Source organism: Bradyrhizobium sp. Ce-3, from assembly GCF_022835695.1.
Classification (GTDB): Bacteria; Pseudomonadota; Alphaproteobacteria; order Rhizobiales; family Xanthobacteraceae; genus Bradyrhizobium.
In genome coordinates this window covers 37,578-59,143 of the sequence record NZ_BQUV01000013.1, presented here as the reverse complement: position 1 = coordinate 59,143, position 21,566 = coordinate 37,578, and the positions used below count along the sequence as shown (strand labels likewise).

The following is a 21,566-nucleotide window of genomic DNA, read 5'->3' as shown; positions in this document are numbered from 1 at the left end:
TCAGTCCAGCGTCGCCAGCAGCGCCGCCATCAGGCGGCCGCGTTCGGCGAGGCTGTCGACTTCGATATGTTCGTTCAAAGTATGTGCGTCGGCGCCGCGCACGCCGAGGCCATCGAGCGTGGGGATGCCCATCGCGCCGGTGAAGTTGCCGTCGGAGCCGCCGCCGGCGCTGCCGTGCGGCAAATCAAGGCCCATATCGGCTGCGAGACGCTTTGCCTTTTCATAGAGCGCCATGGTGCCGGCATCCGGCTCCCACACCGGGCGCGTGACGCCGCGCGTGACCTTGAATGTCACGTCATTTGCCGTACCCGACAGCGCCAGCATGCGTTCGACGCCGCGGTCGAGATCGGCCTGGCGCTTGGCCATGCTGAGCGCTTCGCCGGTGCAGGTGGTTGCGACGCAATTGACCCATTGGCCGCCATGCACGATGCCGACCGAGAAGGTGCAGTCCTCGGTGGTCATGCCGTCGATGGCAACGATCTGCCTTGCCATCTCGCGGATTGCGGAGCGGCCGGACGAAAGGGTCGCGCCGGCGTGGCTCGGCTTGCCGATGGCTTCCAGATTGAAGCGCGCGATGGCGTAGCGGCCGGTGACGACGCCGTTGTTCGGCCGGCCGGGCTCCGGCACCAGCACATATTTGTTGCGCGCGGCTTCCGCCTCGATGATGTCGCGGGTCGACGGCGTGCCGACTTCTTCGTCCGGGGTGAACAACACTGTGATCGGCAGCGGTGTCGTGAAGGAGGCGCGCGCCAGCTGCCGGATCGCCTCGATCGACAGATAGTTGCCGCCCTTCATGTCGAAGATGCCGGGCCCGAAGCACTTGTTGCCTTCGCGCCGCCACTGCAGCTTCTCGATGGTGCCGACCGGGTGCACGGTGTCCAGATGGCCGGCGATCAGGATGCCGGGCTGGCCTTGTTTCGGATGAGGAAAACGGGCGCGGACGCAGCCGGCAAAGCCCTGACGTCCGGCGATGCGTTCGATCGTCGCACCCATGATCGCCATCTCGCGCGCGGCGAGACCGAGCATGCGCTCGACCGCGGCCGCATCCCATGTCGGGCTCTCGCATTCCACCCAGCTGCGCAGCCCCTGCAGCATCGCTTCGGAATCAAAGGGAAGATTGGCGGGGTTCATGTCTTTTCTCTCTTGTTGTTTGTTCGCGCCGATACGCGTTCGCGTGCCGTACGAAAAGCTCGGACGACGACTTTGTAAAGTCAAATGCGCTGCGCCCGCCGCTCATTCGTTCGTATACGTTTGATCCTGCCTGAAACCGATTGACGCGCTTTGCGCTTGGTGCAAGTCTCGATTTCACAAGCCATACAGCATGTTAGTTCGCCTAAATAACGAACCGCATGCATAACGAATAAGCCGGCTTTGACCAGTTACACGTCAGGAGAGATTGCATGTTCCCTATCCCGCGTTGGAAACACCGCACGCTAGCGGCCGCGTTGACCGCGCTCGCGTTGTCGTTCGCACCACAGCAATTGTCGTTTGCGCCAGCGGCCATGGCCGCGGATAAGACCATCACCGCGGTGATGCATTCGGATCTGCGGGTCATCGATCCGATCCTGACCACGGCCTATATCACGCGGGACCATGGCTACATGGTCTACGACACGCTGGTCGCGACCGACTCCAACTTCAAGATCCAGCCGCAGATGGCGGACTGGAAGGTCTCTGACGACAAGCTCACTTACACGTTCACGCTGCGCGACGGCCTGAAGTGGCACGACGGCACGCCGGTGACCGCCGAGGATTGCGTCGCATCATTGAAGCGCTGGGCCAAGGTCGACGGCATGGGCCAGAAGCTGATGGACTTCACGGCGAGCCTCGAGGCAACCGACGCGAAGACGATCACGCTGAAGCTGAAGGAGCCCTACGGCCTGGTGCTGGATTCGATCGGCAAGCCGTCGTCGCGCGTCGCCTTCATGATGCCGAAGCGGCTGGCCGAAACGCCGCCGGACAAGCCGATTCCGGAACAGATCGGTTCGGGCCCGTTCAAGTTCGTGCAGGCTGAATTCCAGCCGGGCGTGAAGGCGGTCTACGTCAAGAACAAGGACTACGTGCCGCGCAAGGAGCCGGCGAGCTGGACCGCGGGCGGCAAGGTCGTGAAGGTCGACCGCGTCGAGTGGGTCACGATGGCCGACGCACAGACCGCGTTGAATGCGCTGCAGTCCGGCGACATCGATTTCCTCGAGAACCCGTCGTTCGACATGTTGCCGGTCATCGAGGGCGACAAGGATCTGAAGGTCGAGACGCTGAACAAGTTCGGCTTCCAGACGCTCGGCCGCATGAACTTCCTCTATCCGCCGTTCGACAACATCAAGGTGCGCCAGGCGGCGCTGATGGCGATCAACCAGAAGCAGGTGCTCGACGCGCTGGTCGGCAATCCGAAATATTACAAGACCTGCGTCGCCTTCTTCATCTGCGACACGCCGTTCGCGTCCGAGGTCGGTGGCGAGACTCTGTTGAAGGGCGGCGACATGGCCGCCGCCAAGAAGGCGCTTGCCGAGTCGGGCTATGATGGAACGCCCGTCGTGATCATGGCGCCCGGCGACGTCACCACGCTCAAGGCGCAGCCGGTTGTCGTCGCTCAGCAGCTTCGCGACGCCGGCTTCAAGGTCGACCTGCAGGCGACCGACTGGCAGACCGTCGTGACCCGCCGCGCCAGCCAGAAGGCTCCGAAGGACGGCGGCTGGAACATGTTCTTCACCAACTGGGTCAGCGCCGACGTCTCCAACCCGATCGCCAACCTCTCGATTGGCGGCCAGGGCAAGAACGGCGGATGGTTCGGCTGGGCCGAGGATGCCAAGATCGAACAGATGAAGGATGCCTTCGTTCGGGCGCCTTCGCTCGACGAGCAGAAGAAGATCGCCGCCGATATCCAGAAGGAAGCCTACGAGCAGGTCATCTACATCCCGCTCGGCCAGTATCAGGGACCGAGCGCCTGGCGGAAGTCGCTGACCGGCGTGCTCGACGGCCCGGCGACCCCGATCTTCTGGAACATCGACAAGTCCGAGTGAGCCTCGGCACGATGCAACGCAAATGGCCGGGACTTTGTCCCGGCCATTTTTCTTTTCGGTTTTGTTTTCGCTGTCGCGCGTCAGGTGTGACTGTCGCGGAGTTGCTCCAGTCCGCCGTCAAGCGGCGGCCCGCTCTGCGGTGCGCGCTCCGGCGGGGAGGGGTTGTCCTTGCGCGGATCGCGTTGTTCGGTCGGGCGCTGCGCTGGCGGATCGTCGTTCGGCATCGTCATGCTCCAATTGCTGCATGACAACAATGATGCCGTGGACTGGTTCCGAAGCGGCGGCCGCTAATGTGAATGACCGGAGCGCGCGGCATCCGCATTCGACAGGCTGGTGAGCTGCGTCTGTCCGGCACCGCCGCTGTTGATCCAGACCGCGGCTCCCGCCGCCAGCGCCAGCAATCCGTACAGCATGATCGCGCCGCGAATCCAGCGGCGGTAGATCGCGCGTTCGTCCGGCGTCGCGTCGCGGAATTTCTGCGCATTGAGTCCGTTGCTGCAATGAGCCGCATCGTCGCCGTGCTCGAGCGAGGCGGCGCCATGATCGCGCGCCTCGCCACCTGCAATCCGATCGCGATTTGCAATCGGATTGCTGTTTGCAATCACCATCACAGGTCTCCGACCAAAATTGATTTCGAAATGCGAAAGCCGCGAAATGGCGGCGGCAATTTTTCAATGCGGGAAGGATACGCCACGTAGCGCTCGCAGCATGTGAACCCCGCCACAGCCGGACAACACGATACGGTGATCGGGCATCGTGATACCGCGCATGCTGGCGGAGGCCGCGGGCCGGCGCGTTGGCATGCCAATCGATGGGACGCATTTTAAGTTTCCCGTCAGCATTGCGTCGTAATCTGACCGGCAGCCTGTGTGCCCACCCCGACCGGTTCATGGCCGACGACCATCCCAGCCCCGCTCCAGCCAACGCGCAGCAGCCGACCGCCGAGCGGCGTGCCGGCTCCCGTCGCCGCGTGCTCAAGTCGGGCGCGATCGAGTTCGGCCATGAAGCGATCGCCTGCACGGTCCGAAACCTCTCGCCCGAGGGCGCCTGCATCGAAGTCAACTCGCCGCTGTGGTACCCCGACAGCTTCGTCCTCGCCGTCGACGGCGAGCGGCACGCGTGCCGGGTGATCTGGAAGGAGGAAAGGCGGATCGGACTGCGATTCGTGTAAGGCGCCGTCAGAGCCGGCCCCCTTCACTCACGTCGCCGTGAGAGAGTTGCCGGGCTCGCCAAGCCGTAGCTTGCGACGCGAGCGAAGGCTGGTGCGGGCGGTGGGACTCGAACCCACACGACGTTGCCATCGAGGGATTTTAAGTCCCTTGCGTCTACCAGTTCCGCCACGTCCGCGTTGCGCCAGGCGCGGCGATTTCTAGCGCGTTTGGGCGCCGAGTGGAATTGCGATTATCCGGTGCTAACAGGTGAGCTTTCAAAGGCTTACGCGGCCGCCTGCAATTCCATTTGCGTCGACGGCCGGGCATTGGGATAAGCAGCGCGGCGCCGCGATTGGGCCTCAATCCGGACACCAGCGGCTGCTTTAGGCAATCTCAACACTTGTCAAATTAAGAAAGCTGAATGTCCGTTCGTCTCCCACGCCGCCCAGCTTTGTTGCGCGCGGTAGCCATCGTTGTGCTGTTCGCTGCAGCCGCGGGCGTTTCCGGCTGCGCACAGATCGGCGACAGCGTGCCGTCGGCGTTTGCCGATCCCGCCAAATACGACCTGTATGATTGCAAGCAGCTCGAGGCCGAGCGCACCAGCCTTGCCACTCGCGCGGCGGATCAGGAAAAGTTGATGGCCAAGGCGCAGACCGGCGTCGGCGGTACCGTCGTCTCCGAGGTGGTCTATCGCAACGAGCTGATCTCGATCCATTCCCAGCAGCGGCTTGCGGATCAGGCCTGGCGCGCCAACAAGTGCCATGAGAGCCCGCCGGACACCCCAGCGGCGGCTGCGCCCGCAACTCCCGCGCCGGCCGCGAATGGGCCGCGCACGCCGCGCGGCGTCATCCACTAAGTCAGCGTTCGCGATAGAGCCGTTTGCCGAGCGCTAAAAGGAGCGCTCCGCTCAGACGCGCCAGTCGTAGATCCAGTCCTGGCGCGCCAGCATGCGCTGCGGGCCGATGGCGCGGATCGCGAGATCGCGCGCGATCGCCAGGGGTCCGCTCAAATGATAGATGCGGCCCTGCTGCCGCGCCATGCGTTGCACCTTCAGCACCCGTGCGCGCCGCATCCGGGCGTAGCGCTGCAAGGCGGCAGGAATGCCTGCGGTGTTTTCCCCGGTGCAGTCGCTCAACGCCCTGGCGAGCACGGCCGCATCCTCGATCGCCATGCCGGCGCCTTGCGCGGCAAACGGCAGCATCGCATGCGCGGCATCGCCGAGCAGCGTCACCGCGCCTTCGCTCCAGCGGTCGATATCGGGCAGGGTGAACAGCGCCCATTTGCGCCAGCCGTCGACCGCGCCGAGCAGCATCCGCGCCGTCGCAGGCCAGCGCGCGGTGGCGAACGCGCCCTTGATCTCGGTGGCATCGCCCGGCGCGCTCCAGCCCGGCCGGTTCCAGGTGCCCGACACGATCGCAACCACGTTGATCTGGCGTCCGGCCGAGATCGGATAGGCCACGAGATGCGCATCCGGCCCCATCCAGAGTTGCACCCGCGGCGCGGTGTATTCACGCGGCAGGGCGGTTGCATCCAGCGTGCCGCGCCAGGCGATCAGGCCGGAGAATCGCGGCTGTACATCCGGAAACAAATGCCCGCGGACCGACGACCAGATGCCGTCGGCACCGATCAGCGCAACCGCCAATTCCTCCTGGCGTGCGTTGCCGCGCCGCTGCACCACCGTCAGGCCCCTGGCGTGCTTGGTCACGTCCTCGAACTGGCAACCGAGCCGCAGATCGATATCGGGATGGTCGTTGACGGCGGCCTGCAACGCGGCCTGCAGATCGGCGCGGTGGATCACCCAATAGGGGGCGCCGGCGCGGAACTCGGCGGCCTGGCCGAGCGGCATCCGCGCGATCTCGCCGCCGGCCCGTGCGCTCAGGATGTTGACGGATTCGGGCGTCACCGCGCGCCGCGCCAGCGGTTCCTTGAGCCCGAGCTCGACCAGGATGCGGCTGGCATTGGGAGAGAGCTGGATGCCGGCGCCGGCTTCCTCGAGCCGCTCGGCCTTTTCCAGCACAACGACGCGAAAGCCTTGCGCCGCGAGCGTCAGCGACGCCGTCAGTCCTCCGATTCCGGCGCCGGCAACGATGACGGTTCGCGTCAGCGCCACGGAGCGGTCAGGCGACCTTGTCTTTCAGCACGCATTCCGGCGGCCGCGCTTCGCCGGCAGCGAGGTCGGACGCGAAGCGATAGAGCGTCGAGCAGTACGGGCAGATGATCTCGCTGTCGTTGCCGAGGTCGAGGAACACGTGCGGATGATCGAACGGCGGGTTGGCGCCGACGCACATGAACTCCTGCGATCCGATTTCGATCACCGAGACACCGGCATCGTTATGGAAGTGCGGGACGACGTGGTCGGACATATTCTCACCTTGGTAGCAACGATGGGCAGACGCAATCAACAGCATGCGGCATCGCGAAATGCCGCGCACCATACTGGCGGGAACAGTTGATTCCTAGAGCCCCGATGGCTCATTTGCTCATGCAAATTCGACACAATCTTGTCGTCCCAGAGAAGCCCTTCTTTGGTCGGAGCCGTTGTGTCGCAAAAACGGCACACTATTTCCAAGGCGACTTGAACAAGGCGAATAAAACTAGAGGTTTTCAGCGGAATGAACCGGGTGCGGCTCAGCGTTGCGGTGGCTGGCCTGGCAGCAAGTGCTGCCATGGGCGCGGCTATTTGGCCACACGCCCGCGACGCCGGCACGGTGCTGGCCGCGCGGGACGATCCTGCTGCGCTCGCCGACATCAGGCTCAATTCCGTGCTGCGCAACAACCCGGCGTTGATCTCGGACAATATCGAGGCGGCGCTCGCATCGGGGGATGCCGATCTCGCGACCAGCTTTGTCGCGCTCGCCGGCGAGAAGCACATCGCACTCAGTGATGATCTCACAAAGCGCGTCGACGACGCGCGCGAAGAGCAATCATCCACCGCGCATTTCGCCAAGGGCTTCGCCACCGGCCTTGTCACCGGCAATGCCGACGACGCCGCAAGCCTGTCCGGCACGATCGCGGGCGACCTGTTCGTGTTCGGTGATGTCAGGGACGTCGTGCGCGAAAGCAAGCACCTCGTGATGGGCGAGGACACCGACCATCTGGTGCTTGGCCTCGCGGCCGCCGGGCTCGCCGTCACCGCGGCGACCTATGTATCGGTCGGCGGCGCCGGGCCGCTGCGCGCCGGGCTGACGCTGGTCAAGGATACGCGCAAGGCCGGTCGGCTGAGCGAGGGGATGATCGAATGGGCCGGACGTTCGACCCGCGACGTCGTCGACCAGCCGGCGCTGCGCGAGGCGGTCGCCTCCGGCTCGGTGCTTCGGCCGGCGGAAACCGCAACCGCGATCCGCGCGGCATTCCGCGCCGAGAAGGCTGGCGCACTGGTGCGCGTCGCCAAGGACGTCGGCCGCATCGGCGAGGCGGCCGGGGTTCGCGCTGCGCGGGACACGCTCAAGGTTGCGGAGAACCCGCAGGAGATCGCGCGCGCGGCGCGGATCGCCGAGACCAAGGGCGGCCAGACCCGTGCGATCATCAAGCTGCTCGGTCGCGGCGCGCTGCTGCTTGCGGCCGGTACCTTCAATCTCGCGATGTGGCTGTTCGGCGCGCTGCTTGCGCTGTTCGGCTTCCTGTCGTCGATCAAGGCCACCACGGAACGGGCCACCGCCTGGTGGCTCAGGCGCAGCAAGGCGCGCCGTCTCAGGCGGCGGATAAGCGCCCCGGCTACCTTGGCGAGCATGCCCGCCCAAGGCTAGATTTCACGCCGAGCTTGCGGTCGCCGGCCGATCGCCAATCGCAAATCCCAGACCTCGAGAAAAAACGGAATCGATGATGCCGAGTTTCCATCACGGCGATGTTGAAATTGCCTATATCGACGAAGGCGCGGGCGAACCGATCGTGCTGGTGCACGGCTTCGCCTCGAGCAAGAACGTCAACTGGATCTATCCGACCTGGGTGTCTGATCTCGTCAAGGCCGGCCGACGCGTCATCGCGCTCGACAATCGCGGCCATGGCGAATCCGCCAAGCTCTACGACGCCGACCAGTACGAGATCGCGATCATGGCAAGCGACGTGATCGCGCTGATGGATCATCTCGGCATCGCGCGCGCCGACATCATGGGCTATTCGCTGGGCTCGCGGATGACGGCGATCCTGGCGCGCGAACATCCCGATCGGGTGCGCTCGGCGATCCTGGGTGGCATCGGCATCGGGCTGATCGAGGGCGGCGGTCCCGGCGAGGCGGTTGCGCTGGCGCTGGAGGCGCCGTCGCTCGACGACGTCACCGATCCGGTCGGCCGCACCTTTCGCGCCTTCGCCGACCAGACCCGCTCCGACCGCCGCGCGCTCGCGGCCTGTCTGCGCGGCTCGCGCCGGCTGATGACGCGCGAGGAGGCGGCGGGCATCCGCGTGCCGGTTCTGATCGCGGTCGGCAGCAAGGATGAGATTGCGGGCTCGGCGTCAGCGCTCGGCCGGATCATTCCGGGGGCGGAGGTGCTCGACATTCCGAACCGCGATCACATGCGGGCGGTCGGCGACAAGGTCTACAAGACCGGCGTCATCGATTTCCTGTCGCGGCGAAAATAGCTCGCCGGCATCGTTCTCCGCATCATCCTTGGCGAAGGCGCGCGCGGCCGCGATCAGCACCACGAAGGTCGCGACCCACACCATGCGCGCGCCGTAGCGGTCGTGCGGGCCCGAGATCACGCCGCAGATGACGGCGTTGCCGAGCAAAGCAAGCGTGACGGTGCCCGCCAGCAGCGTCAGATCGTCGAGCTGCCGCCGCCACAGCCCGCGGCCGAACAAGACGACGACCAGCAGCATCGAGGCCAGCGCGACCGGCACGTGGATGCGATTGATCGCGGTGAAGTCGAGATGCCAGCGCTGCTGCCGTGCCGCGCGCATCGGCGCGACCTGCTTTGGAATATAGCGCTCGATGATCCCATAGGTATGCGGGATCCAGCCATTGGTGCCTTCGCCGGTCGCGACATGCATCAGCTGGTCCGCGGTGGCGGTCAACGCCGCCTCGGCCTGCCATGCCGGATATTCGGCCAGCGAACGTTTGACGATATAGCCCATCTCGTCATTCAGCCCCTGGAAGCGGCCGAGCGTGTTGAACATGCTGTGGCCCCACAGGAAGTCGTCGGCGGTCGGCGGCAGCTCGTCGCGATAGGGGCAGAGCTTCAGCTTCTCCTTGGCGCAATGGTCGTGCAGATATTGCGTGACGATGCCATCCTGCAGCATGCGGCCGAAGGCGACGCCGATCCCGCCGGGTGTCCAGGCGAGCTGTCCGGACAGCGCGAAATTCGCCGCCAGCAGCATCAAAGCACCGGCGACGGCGGTCAGGCTGCCCTGCGCGAGGCCCGCGAGCGGGATGCGCCGGCCGAGCCACGGACGCACCATCCAGCCGACGCAGCACAGGCCGAGCAGCACCCCGAGCGTCGCGCTGTGGGTGGCGGCCGAAAACGCCGTGAATCCGAACAGCACGACCTTCTCCAGCGTCGAGATCCGGTCGCCATGCAGGACGAGGATGACGAGCGCGAGCACCGCAAGGCCGGCAAAGATGTCGGTCAGCAGCATGCTGGCAAGCCAGGGCAGCGCGGTGGTCGCGATCAGCGCGAGGCTGATCGCGATCAGCCGGACCGGGCGGGCGAGGTCGAGCACGCGCAACGTCAGTTGCAGGATCCACAGCGTCGCCAGGGTCTGGATGCCGAGGTTGAGCCAGAAGCCCGAAGTCTCGCCGAGATGGAGGTAGATGCCGAACACCGTGGACCGGCTCGGCACCAGATAACCCTCATACCAGCGCGCCAGATAGCCGCCGGTATCCCATTGGAGCAGCGGATAGCCGTTCCAGAAGGCGGGGGCGAGCAGGAGGAGGGGGATGGCAATGGTGGCGATCCAGACCGACCGCGCATCGGTCAGGCGGGCGCCCAAACTCTGGGTACTGATGATGTTTCCCCCTTTATTGGGCCGACCATGCCCAAAACCACACTGGGGACGAAATCCGCCAATAGTTGCAGAAGCACGGCTTGATTTCGGCAAAATCCCGACCAATTCCCCTAGACGTCCGCTCCGGGGGTCGGCAGGGGTTTACCGTATCGAGCCTTCCCGGGACGCGCTGGGTCCATCGTGCTATAACGCACATCAGAACAACCGAATTGCGAGAGCAGCTATGGCAGTTCATCAGGTCAATCCGCAGGGGAGCAAGCTGGCGGCGCTCGATCCGATCTGGGATCGAATCCGCGGTGAGGCGGAGGACATCCTGCGGCGCGAGCCGGAGCTCGCATCCTTCATCTATGCGACCGTGCTGCATCATGAGCGGCTGGAAGATTCGGTGGTCCATCGCATCGCCGAGCGGCTCGATCACGCCGCGCTGTCGGGCGACCTGATCCGCCAGACCTATGGCGAGGCATTGCGCGATGAGCCCGATATCGGTAACGCGTTCCGCGCCGATCTCGTCGCCGTCTACGACCGCGATCCCGCGACCTCGCGCTTCATCGATCCCTTGCTCTACTTCAAGGGCTTCCACGCGCTGCAGACCCATCGTCTCGCGCACTGGCTCCATCAGAAGGGCCGCAAGGATTTCGCCTTCTATCTGCAGAGCCGCTCCTCGGCGGTGTTCCAGACCGACATCAATCCGGCGGCCCGGATCGGCCGCGGCATCTTCCTCGATCACGCCACCGGCTTCGTCTGCGGCGAGACCGCCGTCATCGACGACGACGTCTCGATCCTGCATGGCGTCACGCTCGGCGGCACCGGCAAGGAGAACGAGGATCGCCATCCGAAGATCCGCCACGGCGTGCTGATCGGCGCCGGCGCCAAGATCCTCGGCAATATCGAGATCGGTCATTGTGCGCGCATCGCGGCGGGCTCCGTCGTGGTCAAGCCGGTGCCGCACAACGTCACGGTCGCGGGCGTGCCGGCGAAAATCGTCGGTGAAGCCGGCTGCGCCGAGCCGTCGCGCACCATGGATCAGATGCTCAACGCAATCGGGCTTTGATTTCATTCGCTTTCTGATCGGCGGCACGCTTCAGCGTGTGCGCAACATCACGTCGCCATAGCCCGAAAAGGCTCTGGCGATCTTTGGCGTCTCGTCCTAAAACTCCCCCGAAAATCATCGACCCGATTGGAGACGGCCGTGGACGTACAGGAAGTCAGGAAGCTCGACGCGTATCTGAAGCGCGTGTTCAGCAATCCCAAGATCCGCGTGGTGCCGCGGCCCAAGAAGGACGACTCGGCCGAGGTCTATATCGGCGAGGAGTTCATCGGCGTGCTGTTCGTCGACGACGAGGACGATGATCGCTCGTTCCAGTTCCAGATGGCCATCCTGGAAGAAGATCTGAGCGAGTAAAGGCTGAACAGCCTCAGTTCGTCATTGCGAGGAGCGAAGCGACGAAGCAATCCACGGTTCCGAGCGTGAGGCTCCATGGATTGCTTCGCTCCGCTCGCAATGACGGGGGCGGCAGGTCGCACTATCCCTTCGCGCTGTGCATCTGCGCGGAGAGGCGGTCCATCGCGGTGGCGATGTCGCGCCATTGCACAAGCCAGCTGCGCGGAAAGCGGTAGGTCAGGTCGGCGCCCTCGATGCGCCGCTCACTCAGGCACATGCCGGGCGTCGAGCTATCGCGCGTGCAGCGCGCGATCAGGGGCGGATCGGTCGCGGTGAACAGGTCTTCGCCGCCATAGGGCGTGCCGTCGCGGAACGCGCGCGCCGTCAAACCGTCATCGGTATTGGCGCGCTCGTCCAGATAGCGCGGATAGATCGTGCGCAGCCGCATGTCCGGCGCGAGTGAATCGTGATGCGCGGCGATCGACACGAAGATCCTGTCGATCGGCTGCACCTTGTCCTCGACCGTATCGGCGCTGTAGTGCTTCGGCGCGGCAGGCGCCTCCAGCGACGGATAGAGGAAGCTCAGATCGACGCGTTCCTGCGGACCGGAATGGCGCTGGATCTTCATGCGCACGGCCATGGTCGGCACGTTGAACAGCGTGCTGCCGACGCTCACCGGCAGCCGCGACGGATCGCTCGGCGGCACGGTCGTGTAGGTCGGCCACAACAAATAGGCGACGAGCGCGATCGCGCCGGCCGCGATGACCGCCGAGGCCATGATCGGAACCAGATGCGCGCGCGGGTTGCGGCGGGTGTCACGGGCGAGATGCTGGGCCGTCGAGAGAAGCGTCATGAACCAGGCAGAGGGCAGGCCGGGAGTGGCCGAATCACCTGCCGAATATGCCACGCGGCGAAGAATTTCCGTACGATTCCAATGGAATCCCTGATCGAATGGCCATGCGCAAACGCCGCGTCGGGCGCGCCCGATTAACCTTTCCTTAAGGATGATGTGGCGGCCGGCCGGCAATTCTGCGAAGCAGGGCAAGTGGCCTGTTGCGTAGTGGAAGTTCCGATGTCGCCCGATACCTTGAATTCCCTGTTCTCGCTCTTCATCGGCTTCGCGCTCGCCGGCGCACTGGCCAGCGGCTATCAGGCGATGGCGGAGCGCCCGGCAGGCTTCGGCCTGCTGCAGGAGGGCGCGGCACCGAGGACGTTCGCCGCGGTCCCGTTCCTGGTCTTCGCCGCCCCCTTCATCATCATGCGCAACACGCTGCGCGGCGCGCGGATCGAGCGCCGCCGCTTCGAGTTCGTGATGATGGCAACCGTCATCTCCGGCTTCTGGAGCCTGATGTCCGGCACGTTCTTCGTGATGACGCTGCGTGCTGCCGGCGTGATCGGATGATCCGCGCCGCATCCTGATCCGCGTCGGGATCACGAGCCTGCTTGCTTGAAACCACGCCGTCCGCCGTGCCAAGGTCGCCTTGATCCAAGGAGATTTTCATGGCGATCTACGAACTCGACGGGCAGGGGCCCGATCTTCCCGCCGACGGCAGCTACTTCATCGCCGACAATGCCGTCGTGATCGGCAAGGTGCGCCTCAAATCCGCGGCGAGCGTCTGGTTCGGCGCCGTGCTGCGCGGCGACAATGAGTGGATCGAGATCGGCGAAGGCTCCAACGTCCAGGACAATTCGACCCTGCACGTCGATCCCGGCTTTCCCCTGACCATCGGCAACAACGTCACGATCGGCCACAATGCGATCGTACACGGCTGCACGCTGGAAGACGGCGTGCTGATCGGAATGGGATCGATCGTGATGAACGGCGCACGCATCAGGCGCGGCAGCGTCGTCGGCGCCGGCTCGGTCATCACCGAGGGCAAGGAGTTTCCGGAAAACTCCCTGATCATCGGCGCGCCCGCGCGCGTGGTGCGCACGCTCGACGCCGCGCAGGCCGAGGCGCTGTCGCGGCCGGCGAAGTCCTATGCGATCAGGGGCCCGCAGTACAAGGCCGGGCTGAAGAAGATCGGCTGAAGCATGATCCGGAAAAGTGCGAAACGGTTTTCCCTGCGACAAACGCGAAGCGCTTGCGCGGAGATCATGCTTGGACAAGGACTCTAGCCCTCAGCGCTTGCGGCCCTGCTTGCGTGCGCCCTTCGGCGTCGCGGGGCGAGCTTTCGTTGTGTCCTGCCGTCCTGCTGCCTCCTGAAGCCGCGCGCTCTTGCGCAGCGCGTCCTTCAGGTCGATCGGAATGCCGTGCTTCTTGAGCAGGTCGGCGAACGCCTCGTCGGCGAGCTCCTGCAACGTCGCCATCCGGTCGCGGCCAAGCTGCTTCAGCTTGTCGAATGTATCGTCGTCGAACTCGATCAGCTTGCGCAAACTGCATTGCTCCCAAACTGTATTGCTCCAACGCCTGCGGGAACCGGCGTTTTGCGGACTCGTTGATGTCCGCAAGGGAGAATTGTCATGCGCAAATTATCCGTCACCGTCGCCGCAGCGACAATCGCGATTCTGCTGGCACCCACGGTTACCGTTGCTCAGGGCACTACTCAGGGCACCGGGACCGGCAGCCCCTCGGCCAGTCCGACATCGCCGCAAGCGGCGTCACCGGCGCCTGGCGTCAACAGTGCCGGCACGGCGCAATCGTCCGGCCGGCTGAACACCGGCGAGGGCGTCACCACCGGCGCGGCGACGAGCGAAGGCTTCGACAAGGCGATCGCCGACGAGAACAGGTCGGTCGAGCGGCGGCTCAAGGGCATCTGCCGCGGCTGTTAACTTTTGACGGCCCGCATTCGATGAACACGGGTCGCGCAGAAGTGAGCGCGACATAGACGCGCGGTTGCAGCTGCGATCCCACATTGGGTTAGCATGCGCGGGACGCGGCGGAGGAGGCTTGCAAAGAAAAGCCTTGGAAACAGGAGTAACGGGTGATGTTGCGTAAAACGATGATTGCCTTGCTGGCGACGGCCTCGGTCGGCCTGTTCACGGTCGACGCCGCGTCGGCGCGCGGTGGCTTCGGCGGTGGCGGCTTCCACGGTGGCGGTGGCTTCCATGGGGGCGGTGGTTTCCGCGGCGGCGGATTTGGCGGCGGCGCTTTCCGCGCCATGGGCGGTGGCGGCGGCTGGGCTGGTGGTGGCGGCTGGCGCGGCGGCGGCTGGCATGGTGGAGGCTGGCACGGCGGCGGTTTTCGTCGCGGCTGGGGCTATCCGTTCGCGGCCGCAGCGGTCGGCTTCGGGCTCGGCTATGGCGCCTACGATTACTACGACGGCTACTACGGCAATCCGTATTATGCCGGCTATGGCTACGACGACGGCTACGGCTATGGTTATGGCTACGGTGACGGCGGCTGCTACGTCGTTCGCCGCCGCATGCTGACGCCGTATGGCTGGCAGGTCCGGCCGGTGCAGGTTTGCAACTGAGCTATCCGCTGACGCATGGCCGATCCATTGGATCGCCATGCTGGTGGTCTTGGAATGATTGGTGCGGCCTCGGTGTCTTGATGCCGGGGCCGTCGTGCATTGGTATGCAGCTTGCATCGCATTGCAGCAGTCCATGCGTGAACGCGTCGCGAAGCAAATGGCCCGGCTGCGATCGAGCCGGGCCTCAGAGGATATCAGACATGCTCACCATTCCTGATCTGACATTGCTCTTCATGGTGGTCGTTTCGAGCCTTGGCGTTGCGCTGGTCTATATGCTGCACGAGCTCGAGCCGAAGCTCGCACGGCTGCGCGGTGATCGCGTCTCGCGCGATCGCACCAGGTAGCCCGGCAACGCGGTTCGCTGCGGCCTTGGCCGCGGCGATGATGCGCGCATCCAATCCGTCAGCCGAGCACGCCGTATTTGTCCAGCCACGCCTGCATCTGATTTCAACTGTCCCGAGAGCGGAATTCCCGGGCCAAAAAAACAAGGCCGTCGACGTAGTATACCGTCAACGACCTTGCCAGCCCCGGATATTGAAATCGGCTCACGCCATCCGGTCATTGAAAGATGACTCGGATTCGAGGGCCGATATGTGAACCAGTTCACAAAGTCGGGATTAATTCACGCTAACGGGCACTGATGCGCGGCCGCCGGCGGCAGCCAGGCCCGGCAGGTTCCATGTTAGATGCTGATGTTGTTCGGGATTTGGCGCATTTTGATGGCGCGCCCCGCGCCGGGGCGTCGAGGCCGTCAGCCGCGCGACCGGTGGCGCTTCCGGCCGGCGCTGCGGGTCGCCTTCGAGCGCTTGCGCGGCGAGGGCTCGGCGGCCGGCTCGTTGGCCTGCGCGCTGGCCAGGGACTGACGCAGACCCTCGACCTGTTCGGTCAGCGCCGCCACCTGGTCGGACAGCTTCTTGGCGTCGGCCTGTTGCGCGGCGAACTGCTTGCGCATGGCCTGCAGCTGGTCCTGCACCTCTTGCAACTGGTCGATGGATTCCTGCTGCGTCGCCTCCATGCCCTTGGTCTTTTCCACCAGGGCCTCGGAGACCTGTGCGGTTCGTGCCTGCAACTGACGAACGGCGACCATCCGGTCGGTCTCCGGCACATTGCCGCTGAAGCCGCGCCACAGCGCGATCGAGCCGATCCCGAACAGCACGAGCACCAGCGCCACGGCGCCGATCGCGATCGGCTGCACGCCGATCAGGCTGCTTGCTTGCGCATTCCGGGGGGCAAGTTCGACCATGCGACCAGAACCGGACACCATTTGAAAGGTTCCGAATAGCACAAACCTCGGCGCCGGCAAAACCCGCCGATTCGGGCAGGCGGCACCGGGTCTGTAAAATTCGCCGCAAAATCCGTGGCTTCCGGCCGGAGGCTGGACCGTCCTGGACGTCGGCCGCGGCTCAGCGCGCCGGCGCGATCAGGCCGACCCGCATGTCCTTCGCCAGATAGACGCAGGCGCCGTCGGCGATGACCCGGCCGTCGGCGATGCCGAGCACCAGCCGGCCGCGCCTGACCTGGCGCATGTCGACCTCATAGCGCACGAGCTTGATATCCGGCGTGATGTGTCCCCTGAACTTGACCTCGCCGACCCCGAGCGCCCGGCCTTTGCCCGCCGAGCCCGACCAGCCCAGCCAGAAGCCGATGATCTGCCACATGGCATCGAGCCCGAGGCAGCCGGGCATCACGGGGTCGCCGGCGAAGTGACAGGTGAAGAACCATTGGTCCGGCGTGATGTCGAGTTCGCCGGGCGACATGGCCCTTTCCGAAGGCGCCGCCGCCGGTGCTGATCTCGGTGATGCGGTCCATCATCAGCATCGGGGGCGCCGGCAGCTGCGCGTTGCCGGGGCCGAAATAGCCACCCTCGCTCGAGCGCAGCAGCTCCGGCCTGGAGTAGGACGATTGCGGCGTGTGAAAATCGTGCGGGTTGAACAAGATGGTCACCGACCTTTGGGTTATGGTTGAACGTCAGGAGCGGCCGCGCCGCGTGGCTTTCGATGGCTCGGCAGGCAGGCGCAAGGCAGCCGCCATGAAGGCCCAGATGTCGCCGGTCAGCTTGGCCGGATCCGGCCGCCGCTCGGCCGTGAGCGCGCCGATCAGCGCCTGGCGGATGCCGCCGATCATCAGCGCGATGGTGAGATGCGGGTCGAGGTTGCCGGGTACGATCCCGTCGCGCTGCGCGGCCTCGAGCATCCGCGCCCCGGCGGCAAGCTGACGGCCGGTGAAGGCGGTCTCGACATCGAGCACCTCGGATGCCCGGCTTAGCGGTCCGATCACGAGGGGAGCAAACCGGTGCTCATAGTGAAAGCCGACATAGGCGCCGATCCGTTCCTTCTCCCGGTCCGCCCAGTCGGTGGCGGACAGCCTGGCGCCCCCGAACGCCGCCTGATCGAGATGCTCGTAGAAGTCTTCGACCACGGCGGCGATCAGGCCGGCCTTCGATCCGAAGTGATGGTAGGCGAGCCCGACCGAGACCTGCGCCCGTCTGGCGACGGCCTGCATCTCGAGATGCCCATGGCCTTCGATCAGCTCCTCTTGAGCTGCCGCGAGCAATCGCTCACGTGTGCCCAGGCTCGTCGCGCCCATCGTTTGGTCCCTCACTGAATTGAATTCAATTCAATATTCTGGGTGCTAGGATGTCAAGCTTCGGGGGCGCCGGATGGCCGAGCGACCCGTGCAGGGCGTGCGATGGCGTTTGCAATCAAGACCGAGATATCCGATCCGCGGGCGAAAGCCTTCGTCTTCAAGGCGCAGAAGACCATGTATGGCGGCAAGCTGATCGCCGCCGGAGACGTCGTGTTCGTCTTCGCGAGCGAGAATGAGGGCGGCAAGGGCCTGATCGCCCGCGCGGTGGTGACGGCGGCAGAACCGGTGCCGCGCAAGCCTGAGATCGCCAGGCAAACGCCGCGCGTCAGCATCGCCGTCAGGCGCATTGCGTCGGCGAGGCGGCCGCTCGGACGCGACGCGCTCAAGCACTTCAAGGATTGGGAGGACGGCCGGCCCGAGACCGAGCTCAACTTCAAATTCTATCGGCAGGCCACCAACAAGATCGTCGGCATCACGGACCGGACGGCGGCTTTTCTGGAGCGCTTCTTCTAGGGGACGATTCCCTGCATAGCGCGGTGGCGCTGTTGCATGGCGCGAGCCTTCTCAACCATCGCAGGTCAACACGCATCGCTGCGTAGCCATGAGTGTATCGACGAGCGATCTGGGCGACGAAATTTGTCGGTCTTGCGATTGTTGTTGCTGCCGAGACGCGAAAGTCCCGTCCGAATTTCTTCGCAGAAACATTGCCGGAAAGTGATCCGACGTGACGCCTGGATGAGGCGTTAGTGATTGGAAGAGTCGCGCTTTCGATGACAGAAGCGCGCGTGGCTCGAGCCTTGCTTTGCAATTGCCGGACTCGCGATTGATCGAAAAGCGCGCGCATGAATGAGATCGTCGGAATCGCTCTGAGGCGGCCGTACACCTTCGTCGTGTTGGCGCTGCTCATCCTGATCGTCGGGCCCCTGGCGGCGATGCGGACGCCGACCGACATCTTTCCGGAAATTCGCATTCCCGTGATCGGCGTGGTCTGGCAATACACCGGCCTGCCGCCGGATCAGATGTCGGGCCGGATCACGACGCCGTTCGAGCGCACGCTCACGACGACCGTGAATGACATCGAGCATATCGTTGCGAACTCCTATAACGGCATCGGCATCGTCAAGATCTTCTTCCAGCCCAATGTCGACATCCGCACCGCGAATGCCCAGGTCACGGCGATCTCGCAGACCCTGCTCAAGCAATTGCCGCCCGGTGCGACGCCGCCGCTGATCCTGAACTACAACGCCTCGACGGTTCCGATCATCCAGCTCGCGCTGTCGGGCGAGGGGCTGACCGAACAGAACCTCGCCGACATCGGCATCAACCAGTTGCGGACGCCGCTGGTCACCGTGCCCGGCGCGGCGATTCCCTATCCCTACGGCGGCAAGCAGCGGCAGATCCAGATCGACCTCAACCCGACCGCGCTGCAGGCGCTTGGCCTGTCCGGCCAGGACGTCGCCAACACGCTGGCGGCCCAGAACCTGATCACGCCGGTCGGCACCGAGAAGATCGGCCAGTTCGAATACACCCTGCAGCTCAACAATTCGCCGCTGAACATCCAGGAGTTCGGCGATCTGCCGATCAAGGCCGTCAACGGCGCGATGGTCTATGTGCGCGATGTCGCGACCATCCGCGACGGCAATCCGCCGCAGACCAACATCGTTCACGTCAACGGCAATCGATCGGTGCTGATGATGGTCTTGAAGGCCGGCTCGATCTCGACCCTCGATATCATCGACGGAATCAAGAAGAAGGTCGAGGAGTTCAAATCGTCGTTGCCGGCCGCACTGAAGATCGACTTCGTCGGCGACCAGTCGGTGTTCGTCCGCGGCGCCATCACCGGCGTCGCGCGCGAGGGCCTCATCGCCGCGCTCCTGACCAGCCTGATGATCCTGCTGTTTCTGGGCAGCTGGCGCTCGACCATCATCATCGCGACCTCGATTCCGCTTGCCGTGCTCGGTTCGATCATCATGCTGTCGATGATCGGCGAGACGCTCAACATCATGACGCTGGGCGGCCTTGCGCTCGCGGTCGGCATTCTCGTCGACGAGGCGACTGTCACCATCGAGAACATCAACTACCATCTTGAACAGGGCAAGCAGGTCGAGCGCGCGATCCTCGACGGGGCCAACCAGATCGTGGTGCCGGCCTTCGTGTCGCTGCTGTGCATCTGCATCGTGTTCGTGCCGATGTTCTTCTTGCAGGGCGTGGCGCGCTTCCTGTTCGTGCCGCTGGCCGAAGCCGTCATGTTTGCGATGGTATGGTCGTTCATCCTGTCGCGCACCCTGGTGCCGACCATGGCCAAGTATCTGCTGCGTGCCCATGAGCACGGCCATGGTGATGCAGCCGCGACGCGGAATCCGCTGGTGCGCTTCCAGCGCGGTTTCGAAGCCGGCTTCGAGCGGCTCCGTGCCGGCTACCGCGACCTTCTCGCGCTCGCGCTCGACCACCGGCCGACCTTCGTCGCCGGCTTCGCCGGCGTCATCGCGCTGTCCTTCCTGCTCGTGCCCTATCTCGGACGCAACTTCTTTCCCTCGGTCGATGCCGGCCAGATCCTGATGCATGTGCGAACCCAGGTCGGCACCCGGGTCGAGGATTCCGCCGATCAGTTCGCGCGGATCCAGCGGGCCATACGCGGGCTGATTCCGCCTCAGGAAATCGAGACCATGACCGATAATATCGGCGTGCCGATTTCCGGCATCAACATGACCTACAACAACACCGGGGTGATCGGTTCGCAGGACGGTGACATCCAGATCAAGCTGCGGGAGGGCCACCGCGCGACCGATGTCTATATCAAGACGTTGCGCGAGAAGCTGCCGCGGCTGTTTCCCGGCACCACTTTCGCGTTCCTGCCGGCCGACATCGTCAACCAGATTCTCAATTTCGGCGCGCCGGCGCCGATCGACCTCGAGGTTCGCGGCCCCAATCTGGACGGCAATTTCGCCTATGCCAGCATGCTGCTCGAGAAGCTGCGCCATGTTCCCGGTGTCGCCGACGCCCGGATTCAGCAATCCGCGCGAAATCCGACCTTCTCCGTCGATGTGGATCGCACCCGCGCCCAGTATGTCGGTCTCACCGAGCGCGACGTGGCGAACAGCCTCGTGGTGAACCTGGCGGGCAGCTCGCAGGTTGCGCCGACCTATTTCCTCGATCCCAACAACGGCGTTTCCTATTCGATCGTGATGCAGACCCCGCAGTATCAGCTCGACACGCTCGGATCGCTGGAGGAGCTGCCGATGACCGGCCCCGGCACGCAGCAGCCGGTGCTGCTCGGCGGGATCGCGAACATCACGCGGACGAGTTCGAACGCCGTCGTGTCCCAATACGACATCCAGTCGATGGTGCAGATCTATGCGACGCCGCAGGGGCGTGACCTCGGCGCGGTGGCGACCGACATCCGCAGGCTGATCGCCGAGACGGCCAAGGACCTGCCCAAGGGCAGCACGATCTCGCTGGTCGGGCAGGTGCAGACCATGGAAAGCTCGTTCTCCGGCCTGCAATACGGATTGCTCGGCGCCATCGTGCTGATCTACCTGCTCATCGTCGTGAACTTCCAGTCATGGTCGGATCCATTCGTGATCGTCACGGCGCTGCCGGCGGCGCTGGCCGGCATCGTCTGGATGCTGTTCGCGACGCAGACGACGCTGTCGGTGCCGGCGCTGACCGGTGCCATCATGTGCATGGGGGTTGCGACCGCCAACAGCGTGCTTGTGATCAGCTTTGCCCGCGAGCGCTATGCCGAACTCGGCGATGCGCGCGCAGCCGCCCTGGAAGCCGGCTTTGTGCGTATTCGTCCGGTGCTGATGACCGCGCTGGCGATGATCATCGGCATGCTGCCGATGGCGCTTGGCCTCGGCGAAGGCGGCGAGCAGAATGCGCCGCTCGGCCGCGCCGTGATCGGCGGCCTGATGTTTTCCACGATTGCGACGTTGATGTTCGTGCCGGTCGTCTTCAGTCTCGTGCACAAGAAGCGGGATGGATCCTCGGCCGAGCTCGTGCCGTACGCCGGAGCGCGCGCGGAAGCCGCTGAGTAACGTTTCGCGGCACGGCTTGCGCAGCCCGAAAGCAGCGC

23 protein-coding genes, 1 tRNA gene and 2 pseudogenes are annotated in these 21,566 nt (G+C 64.8%); 14 read left to right on the top strand and 12 right to left on the bottom strand.

What is annotated here, in order from left to right:
* Complete coding sequence (locus BRSPCE3_RS33730) at positions 1-1,131, bottom strand: M20/M25/M40 family metallo-hydrolase (RefSeq protein ID WP_244071079.1); 1,131 nt, start codon at positions 1,129-1,131, stop codon at positions 1-3.
* Positions 1,132-1,400: 269 nt separating this feature from the next.
* Here BRSPCE3_RS33730 and BRSPCE3_RS33725 point away from each other — a divergent pair, with 269 nt between their 5' ends.
* Complete coding sequence (locus BRSPCE3_RS33725; RefSeq protein WP_375709996.1) at positions 1,401-3,020, top strand: ABC transporter substrate-binding protein; 1,620 nt, start codon at positions 1,401-1,403, stop codon at positions 3,018-3,020.
* A gap of 80 nt (positions 3,021-3,100) precedes the next feature.
* On the opposite strand, the gene BRSPCE3_RS33720 is transcribed toward BRSPCE3_RS33725, so the two are convergent.
* Both BRSPCE3_RS33720 and BRSPCE3_RS33715 read right to left on the bottom strand, forming a co-directional pair.
* The gene (locus BRSPCE3_RS33720) at positions 3,101-3,244 is read right to left on the bottom strand and encodes a hypothetical protein (RefSeq protein ID WP_244071075.1); all 144 of its coding nucleotides are present in this window, start codon (positions 3,242-3,244) and stop codon (positions 3,101-3,103) included.
* A 63-nt stretch (positions 3,245-3,307) separates the two neighbouring features.
* On the bottom strand, positions 3,308-3,628 hold the full coding sequence (locus BRSPCE3_RS33715; protein ID WP_244071073.1) for a hypothetical protein: 321 nt from the start codon (positions 3,626-3,628) through the stop codon (positions 3,308-3,310).
* 203 nt (positions 3,629-3,831) lie between these two features.
* Here BRSPCE3_RS33715 and BRSPCE3_RS33710 point away from each other — a divergent pair, with 203 nt between their 5' ends.
* Complete coding sequence (locus tag BRSPCE3_RS33710) at positions 3,832-4,191, top strand: PilZ domain-containing protein (RefSeq protein ID WP_309296344.1); 360 nt, start codon at positions 3,832-3,834, stop codon at positions 4,189-4,191.
* An 89-nt stretch (positions 4,192-4,280) separates the two neighbouring features.
* Here BRSPCE3_RS33710 and BRSPCE3_RS33705 read toward each other — a convergent pair.
* Positions 4,281-4,367: transfer RNA gene (locus tag BRSPCE3_RS33705), tRNA-Leu, on the bottom strand.
* Positions 4,368-4,592: 225 nt separating this feature from the next.
* Between BRSPCE3_RS33705 and BRSPCE3_RS33700 the strand changes: the two genes are divergently transcribed.
* Positions 4,593-5,027 carry a twin-arginine translocation pathway signal gene (locus tag BRSPCE3_RS33700; RefSeq protein WP_244071071.1) on the top strand — a complete coding sequence of 145 codons (435 nt, stop codon included), beginning with the start codon at positions 4,593-4,595 and terminating at the stop codon, positions 5,025-5,027.
* Positions 5,028-5,078: 51 nt separating this feature from the next.
* Here the strand turns inward: BRSPCE3_RS33700 and BRSPCE3_RS33695 are convergent, their stop codons facing one another.
* Together BRSPCE3_RS33695 and BRSPCE3_RS33690 are read right to left on the bottom strand one after the other, a co-directional pair.
* Positions 5,079-6,281 carry an FAD-dependent monooxygenase gene (locus BRSPCE3_RS33695; RefSeq protein WP_244071069.1) on the bottom strand — a complete coding sequence of 401 codons (1,203 nt, stop codon included), beginning with the start codon at positions 6,279-6,281 and terminating at the stop codon, positions 5,079-5,081.
* 7 nt (positions 6,282-6,288) lie between these two features.
* Complete coding sequence (locus tag BRSPCE3_RS33690) at positions 6,289-6,534, bottom strand: zinc-finger domain-containing protein (protein ID WP_092115185.1); 246 nt, start codon at positions 6,532-6,534, stop codon at positions 6,289-6,291.
* 249 nt (positions 6,535-6,783) lie between these two features.
* Here BRSPCE3_RS33690 and BRSPCE3_RS33685 point away from each other — a divergent pair, with 249 nt between their 5' ends.
* The gene (locus BRSPCE3_RS33685) at positions 6,784-7,917 is read left to right on the top strand and encodes a hypothetical protein (RefSeq protein WP_244071068.1); all 1,134 of its coding nucleotides are present in this window, start codon (positions 6,784-6,786) and stop codon (positions 7,915-7,917) included.
* A 76-nt stretch (positions 7,918-7,993) separates the two neighbouring features.
* A complete protein-coding gene (locus BRSPCE3_RS33680; RefSeq protein ID WP_244071066.1) occupies positions 7,994-8,746 on the top strand; it encodes an alpha/beta fold hydrolase in 753 nt (250 codons plus the stop codon).
* A 15-nt stretch (positions 8,747-8,761) separates the two neighbouring features.
* On the opposite strand, the pseudogene BRSPCE3_RS33675 reads toward BRSPCE3_RS33680, so the two are convergent.
* Positions 8,762-10,093 (bottom strand): annotated as a pseudogene (locus tag BRSPCE3_RS33675) (hypothetical protein); the annotation flags it as partial.
* A gap of 238 nt (positions 10,094-10,331) precedes the next feature.
* On the opposite strand from BRSPCE3_RS33675, the gene cysE reads away from it, so the two are divergent.
* Both cysE and BRSPCE3_RS33665 read left to right on the top strand, forming a co-directional pair.
* The gene (cysE, locus tag BRSPCE3_RS33670; protein WP_050406402.1) at positions 10,332-11,159 is read left to right on the top strand and encodes a serine O-acetyltransferase; all 828 of its coding nucleotides are present in this window, start codon (positions 10,332-10,334) and stop codon (positions 11,157-11,159) included.
* A 138-nt stretch (positions 11,160-11,297) separates the two neighbouring features.
* Positions 11,298-11,510: a DUF3126 family protein gene (locus tag BRSPCE3_RS33665; protein WP_024582483.1), complete on the top strand. Its 213-nt coding sequence runs from the start codon at positions 11,298-11,300 to the stop codon at positions 11,508-11,510.
* A 121-nt stretch (positions 11,511-11,631) separates the two neighbouring features.
* Here the strand turns inward: BRSPCE3_RS33665 and BRSPCE3_RS33660 are convergent, their stop codons facing one another.
* Positions 11,632-12,342: a hypothetical protein gene (locus BRSPCE3_RS33660; RefSeq protein WP_244071064.1), complete on the bottom strand. Its 711-nt coding sequence runs from the start codon at positions 12,340-12,342 to the stop codon at positions 11,632-11,634.
* A 219-nt stretch (positions 12,343-12,561) separates the two neighbouring features.
* Between BRSPCE3_RS33660 and BRSPCE3_RS33655 the strand changes: the two genes are divergently transcribed.
* Both BRSPCE3_RS33655 and BRSPCE3_RS33650 read left to right on the top strand, forming a co-directional pair.
* Positions 12,562-12,891 carry a DUF6949 family protein gene (locus tag BRSPCE3_RS33655; RefSeq protein WP_229172418.1) on the top strand — a complete coding sequence of 110 codons (330 nt, stop codon included), beginning with the start codon at positions 12,562-12,564 and terminating at the stop codon, positions 12,889-12,891.
* Between the two features lie 98 nt (positions 12,892-12,989).
* On the top strand, positions 12,990-13,520 hold the full coding sequence (locus BRSPCE3_RS33650) for a gamma carbonic anhydrase family protein (protein ID WP_092115174.1): 531 nt from the start codon (positions 12,990-12,992) through the stop codon (positions 13,518-13,520).
* Positions 13,521-13,610: 90 nt separating this feature from the next.
* Here BRSPCE3_RS33650 and BRSPCE3_RS33645 read toward each other — a convergent pair whose 3' ends face one another.
* The gene (locus tag BRSPCE3_RS33645; RefSeq protein ID WP_244071062.1) at positions 13,611-13,865 is read right to left on the bottom strand and encodes a hypothetical protein; all 255 of its coding nucleotides are present in this window, start codon (positions 13,863-13,865) and stop codon (positions 13,611-13,613) included.
* An 87-nt stretch (positions 13,866-13,952) separates the two neighbouring features.
* Here BRSPCE3_RS33645 and BRSPCE3_RS33640 point away from each other — a divergent pair, with 87 nt between their 5' ends.
* The 3 genes from BRSPCE3_RS33640 to BRSPCE3_RS33630 all read left to right on the top strand — a co-directional run bounded on the left by BRSPCE3_RS33640 (position 13,953) and on the right by BRSPCE3_RS33630 (position 15,249).
* Positions 13,953-14,261: a hypothetical protein gene (locus BRSPCE3_RS33640; protein WP_244071060.1), complete on the top strand. Its 309-nt coding sequence runs from the start codon at positions 13,953-13,955 to the stop codon at positions 14,259-14,261.
* Between the two features lie 155 nt (positions 14,262-14,416).
* The gene (locus BRSPCE3_RS33635; protein ID WP_244071058.1) at positions 14,417-14,905 is read left to right on the top strand and encodes a hypothetical protein; all 489 of its coding nucleotides are present in this window, start codon (positions 14,417-14,419) and stop codon (positions 14,903-14,905) included.
* 200 nt (positions 14,906-15,105) lie between these two features.
* The gene (locus BRSPCE3_RS33630; protein ID WP_244071056.1) at positions 15,106-15,249 is read left to right on the top strand and encodes a hypothetical protein; all 144 of its coding nucleotides are present in this window, start codon (positions 15,106-15,108) and stop codon (positions 15,247-15,249) included.
* A 407-nt stretch (positions 15,250-15,656) separates the two neighbouring features.
* On the opposite strand, the gene BRSPCE3_RS33625 is transcribed toward BRSPCE3_RS33630, so the two are convergent.
* The 3 genes and pseudogenes from BRSPCE3_RS33625 to BRSPCE3_RS33615 all read right to left on the bottom strand — a co-directional run bounded on the left by BRSPCE3_RS33625 (position 15,657) and on the right by BRSPCE3_RS33615 (position 17,491).
* Positions 15,657-16,148, bottom strand: coding sequence for a hypothetical protein (locus BRSPCE3_RS33625; RefSeq protein ID WP_244071054.1), 492 nt, complete (start codon positions 16,146-16,148; stop codon positions 15,657-15,659).
* 160 nt (positions 16,149-16,308) lie between these two features.
* A pseudogene (gene fabA / locus BRSPCE3_RS33620) lies at positions 16,309-16,840 on the bottom strand (bifunctional 3-hydroxydecanoyl-ACP dehydratase/trans-2-decenoyl-ACP isomerase).
* A gap of 33 nt (positions 16,841-16,873) precedes the next feature.
* The gene (locus BRSPCE3_RS33615) at positions 16,874-17,491 is read right to left on the bottom strand and encodes a TetR/AcrR family transcriptional regulator (protein ID WP_244071052.1); all 618 of its coding nucleotides are present in this window, start codon (positions 17,489-17,491) and stop codon (positions 16,874-16,876) included.
* Positions 17,492-17,593: 102 nt separating this feature from the next.
* On the opposite strand from BRSPCE3_RS33615, the gene BRSPCE3_RS33610 reads away from it, so the two are divergent.
* On the top strand, positions 17,594-18,004 hold the full coding sequence (locus BRSPCE3_RS33610) for a hypothetical protein (protein WP_244071050.1): 411 nt from the start codon (positions 17,594-17,596) through the stop codon (positions 18,002-18,004).
* Positions 18,005-18,333: 329 nt separating this feature from the next.
* The gene (locus tag BRSPCE3_RS33605) at positions 18,334-21,528 is read left to right on the top strand and encodes an efflux RND transporter permease subunit (RefSeq protein ID WP_244071048.1); all 3,195 of its coding nucleotides are present in this window, start codon (positions 18,334-18,336) and stop codon (positions 21,526-21,528) included.
* Positions 21,529-21,566: the final 38 nt, after the last annotated feature.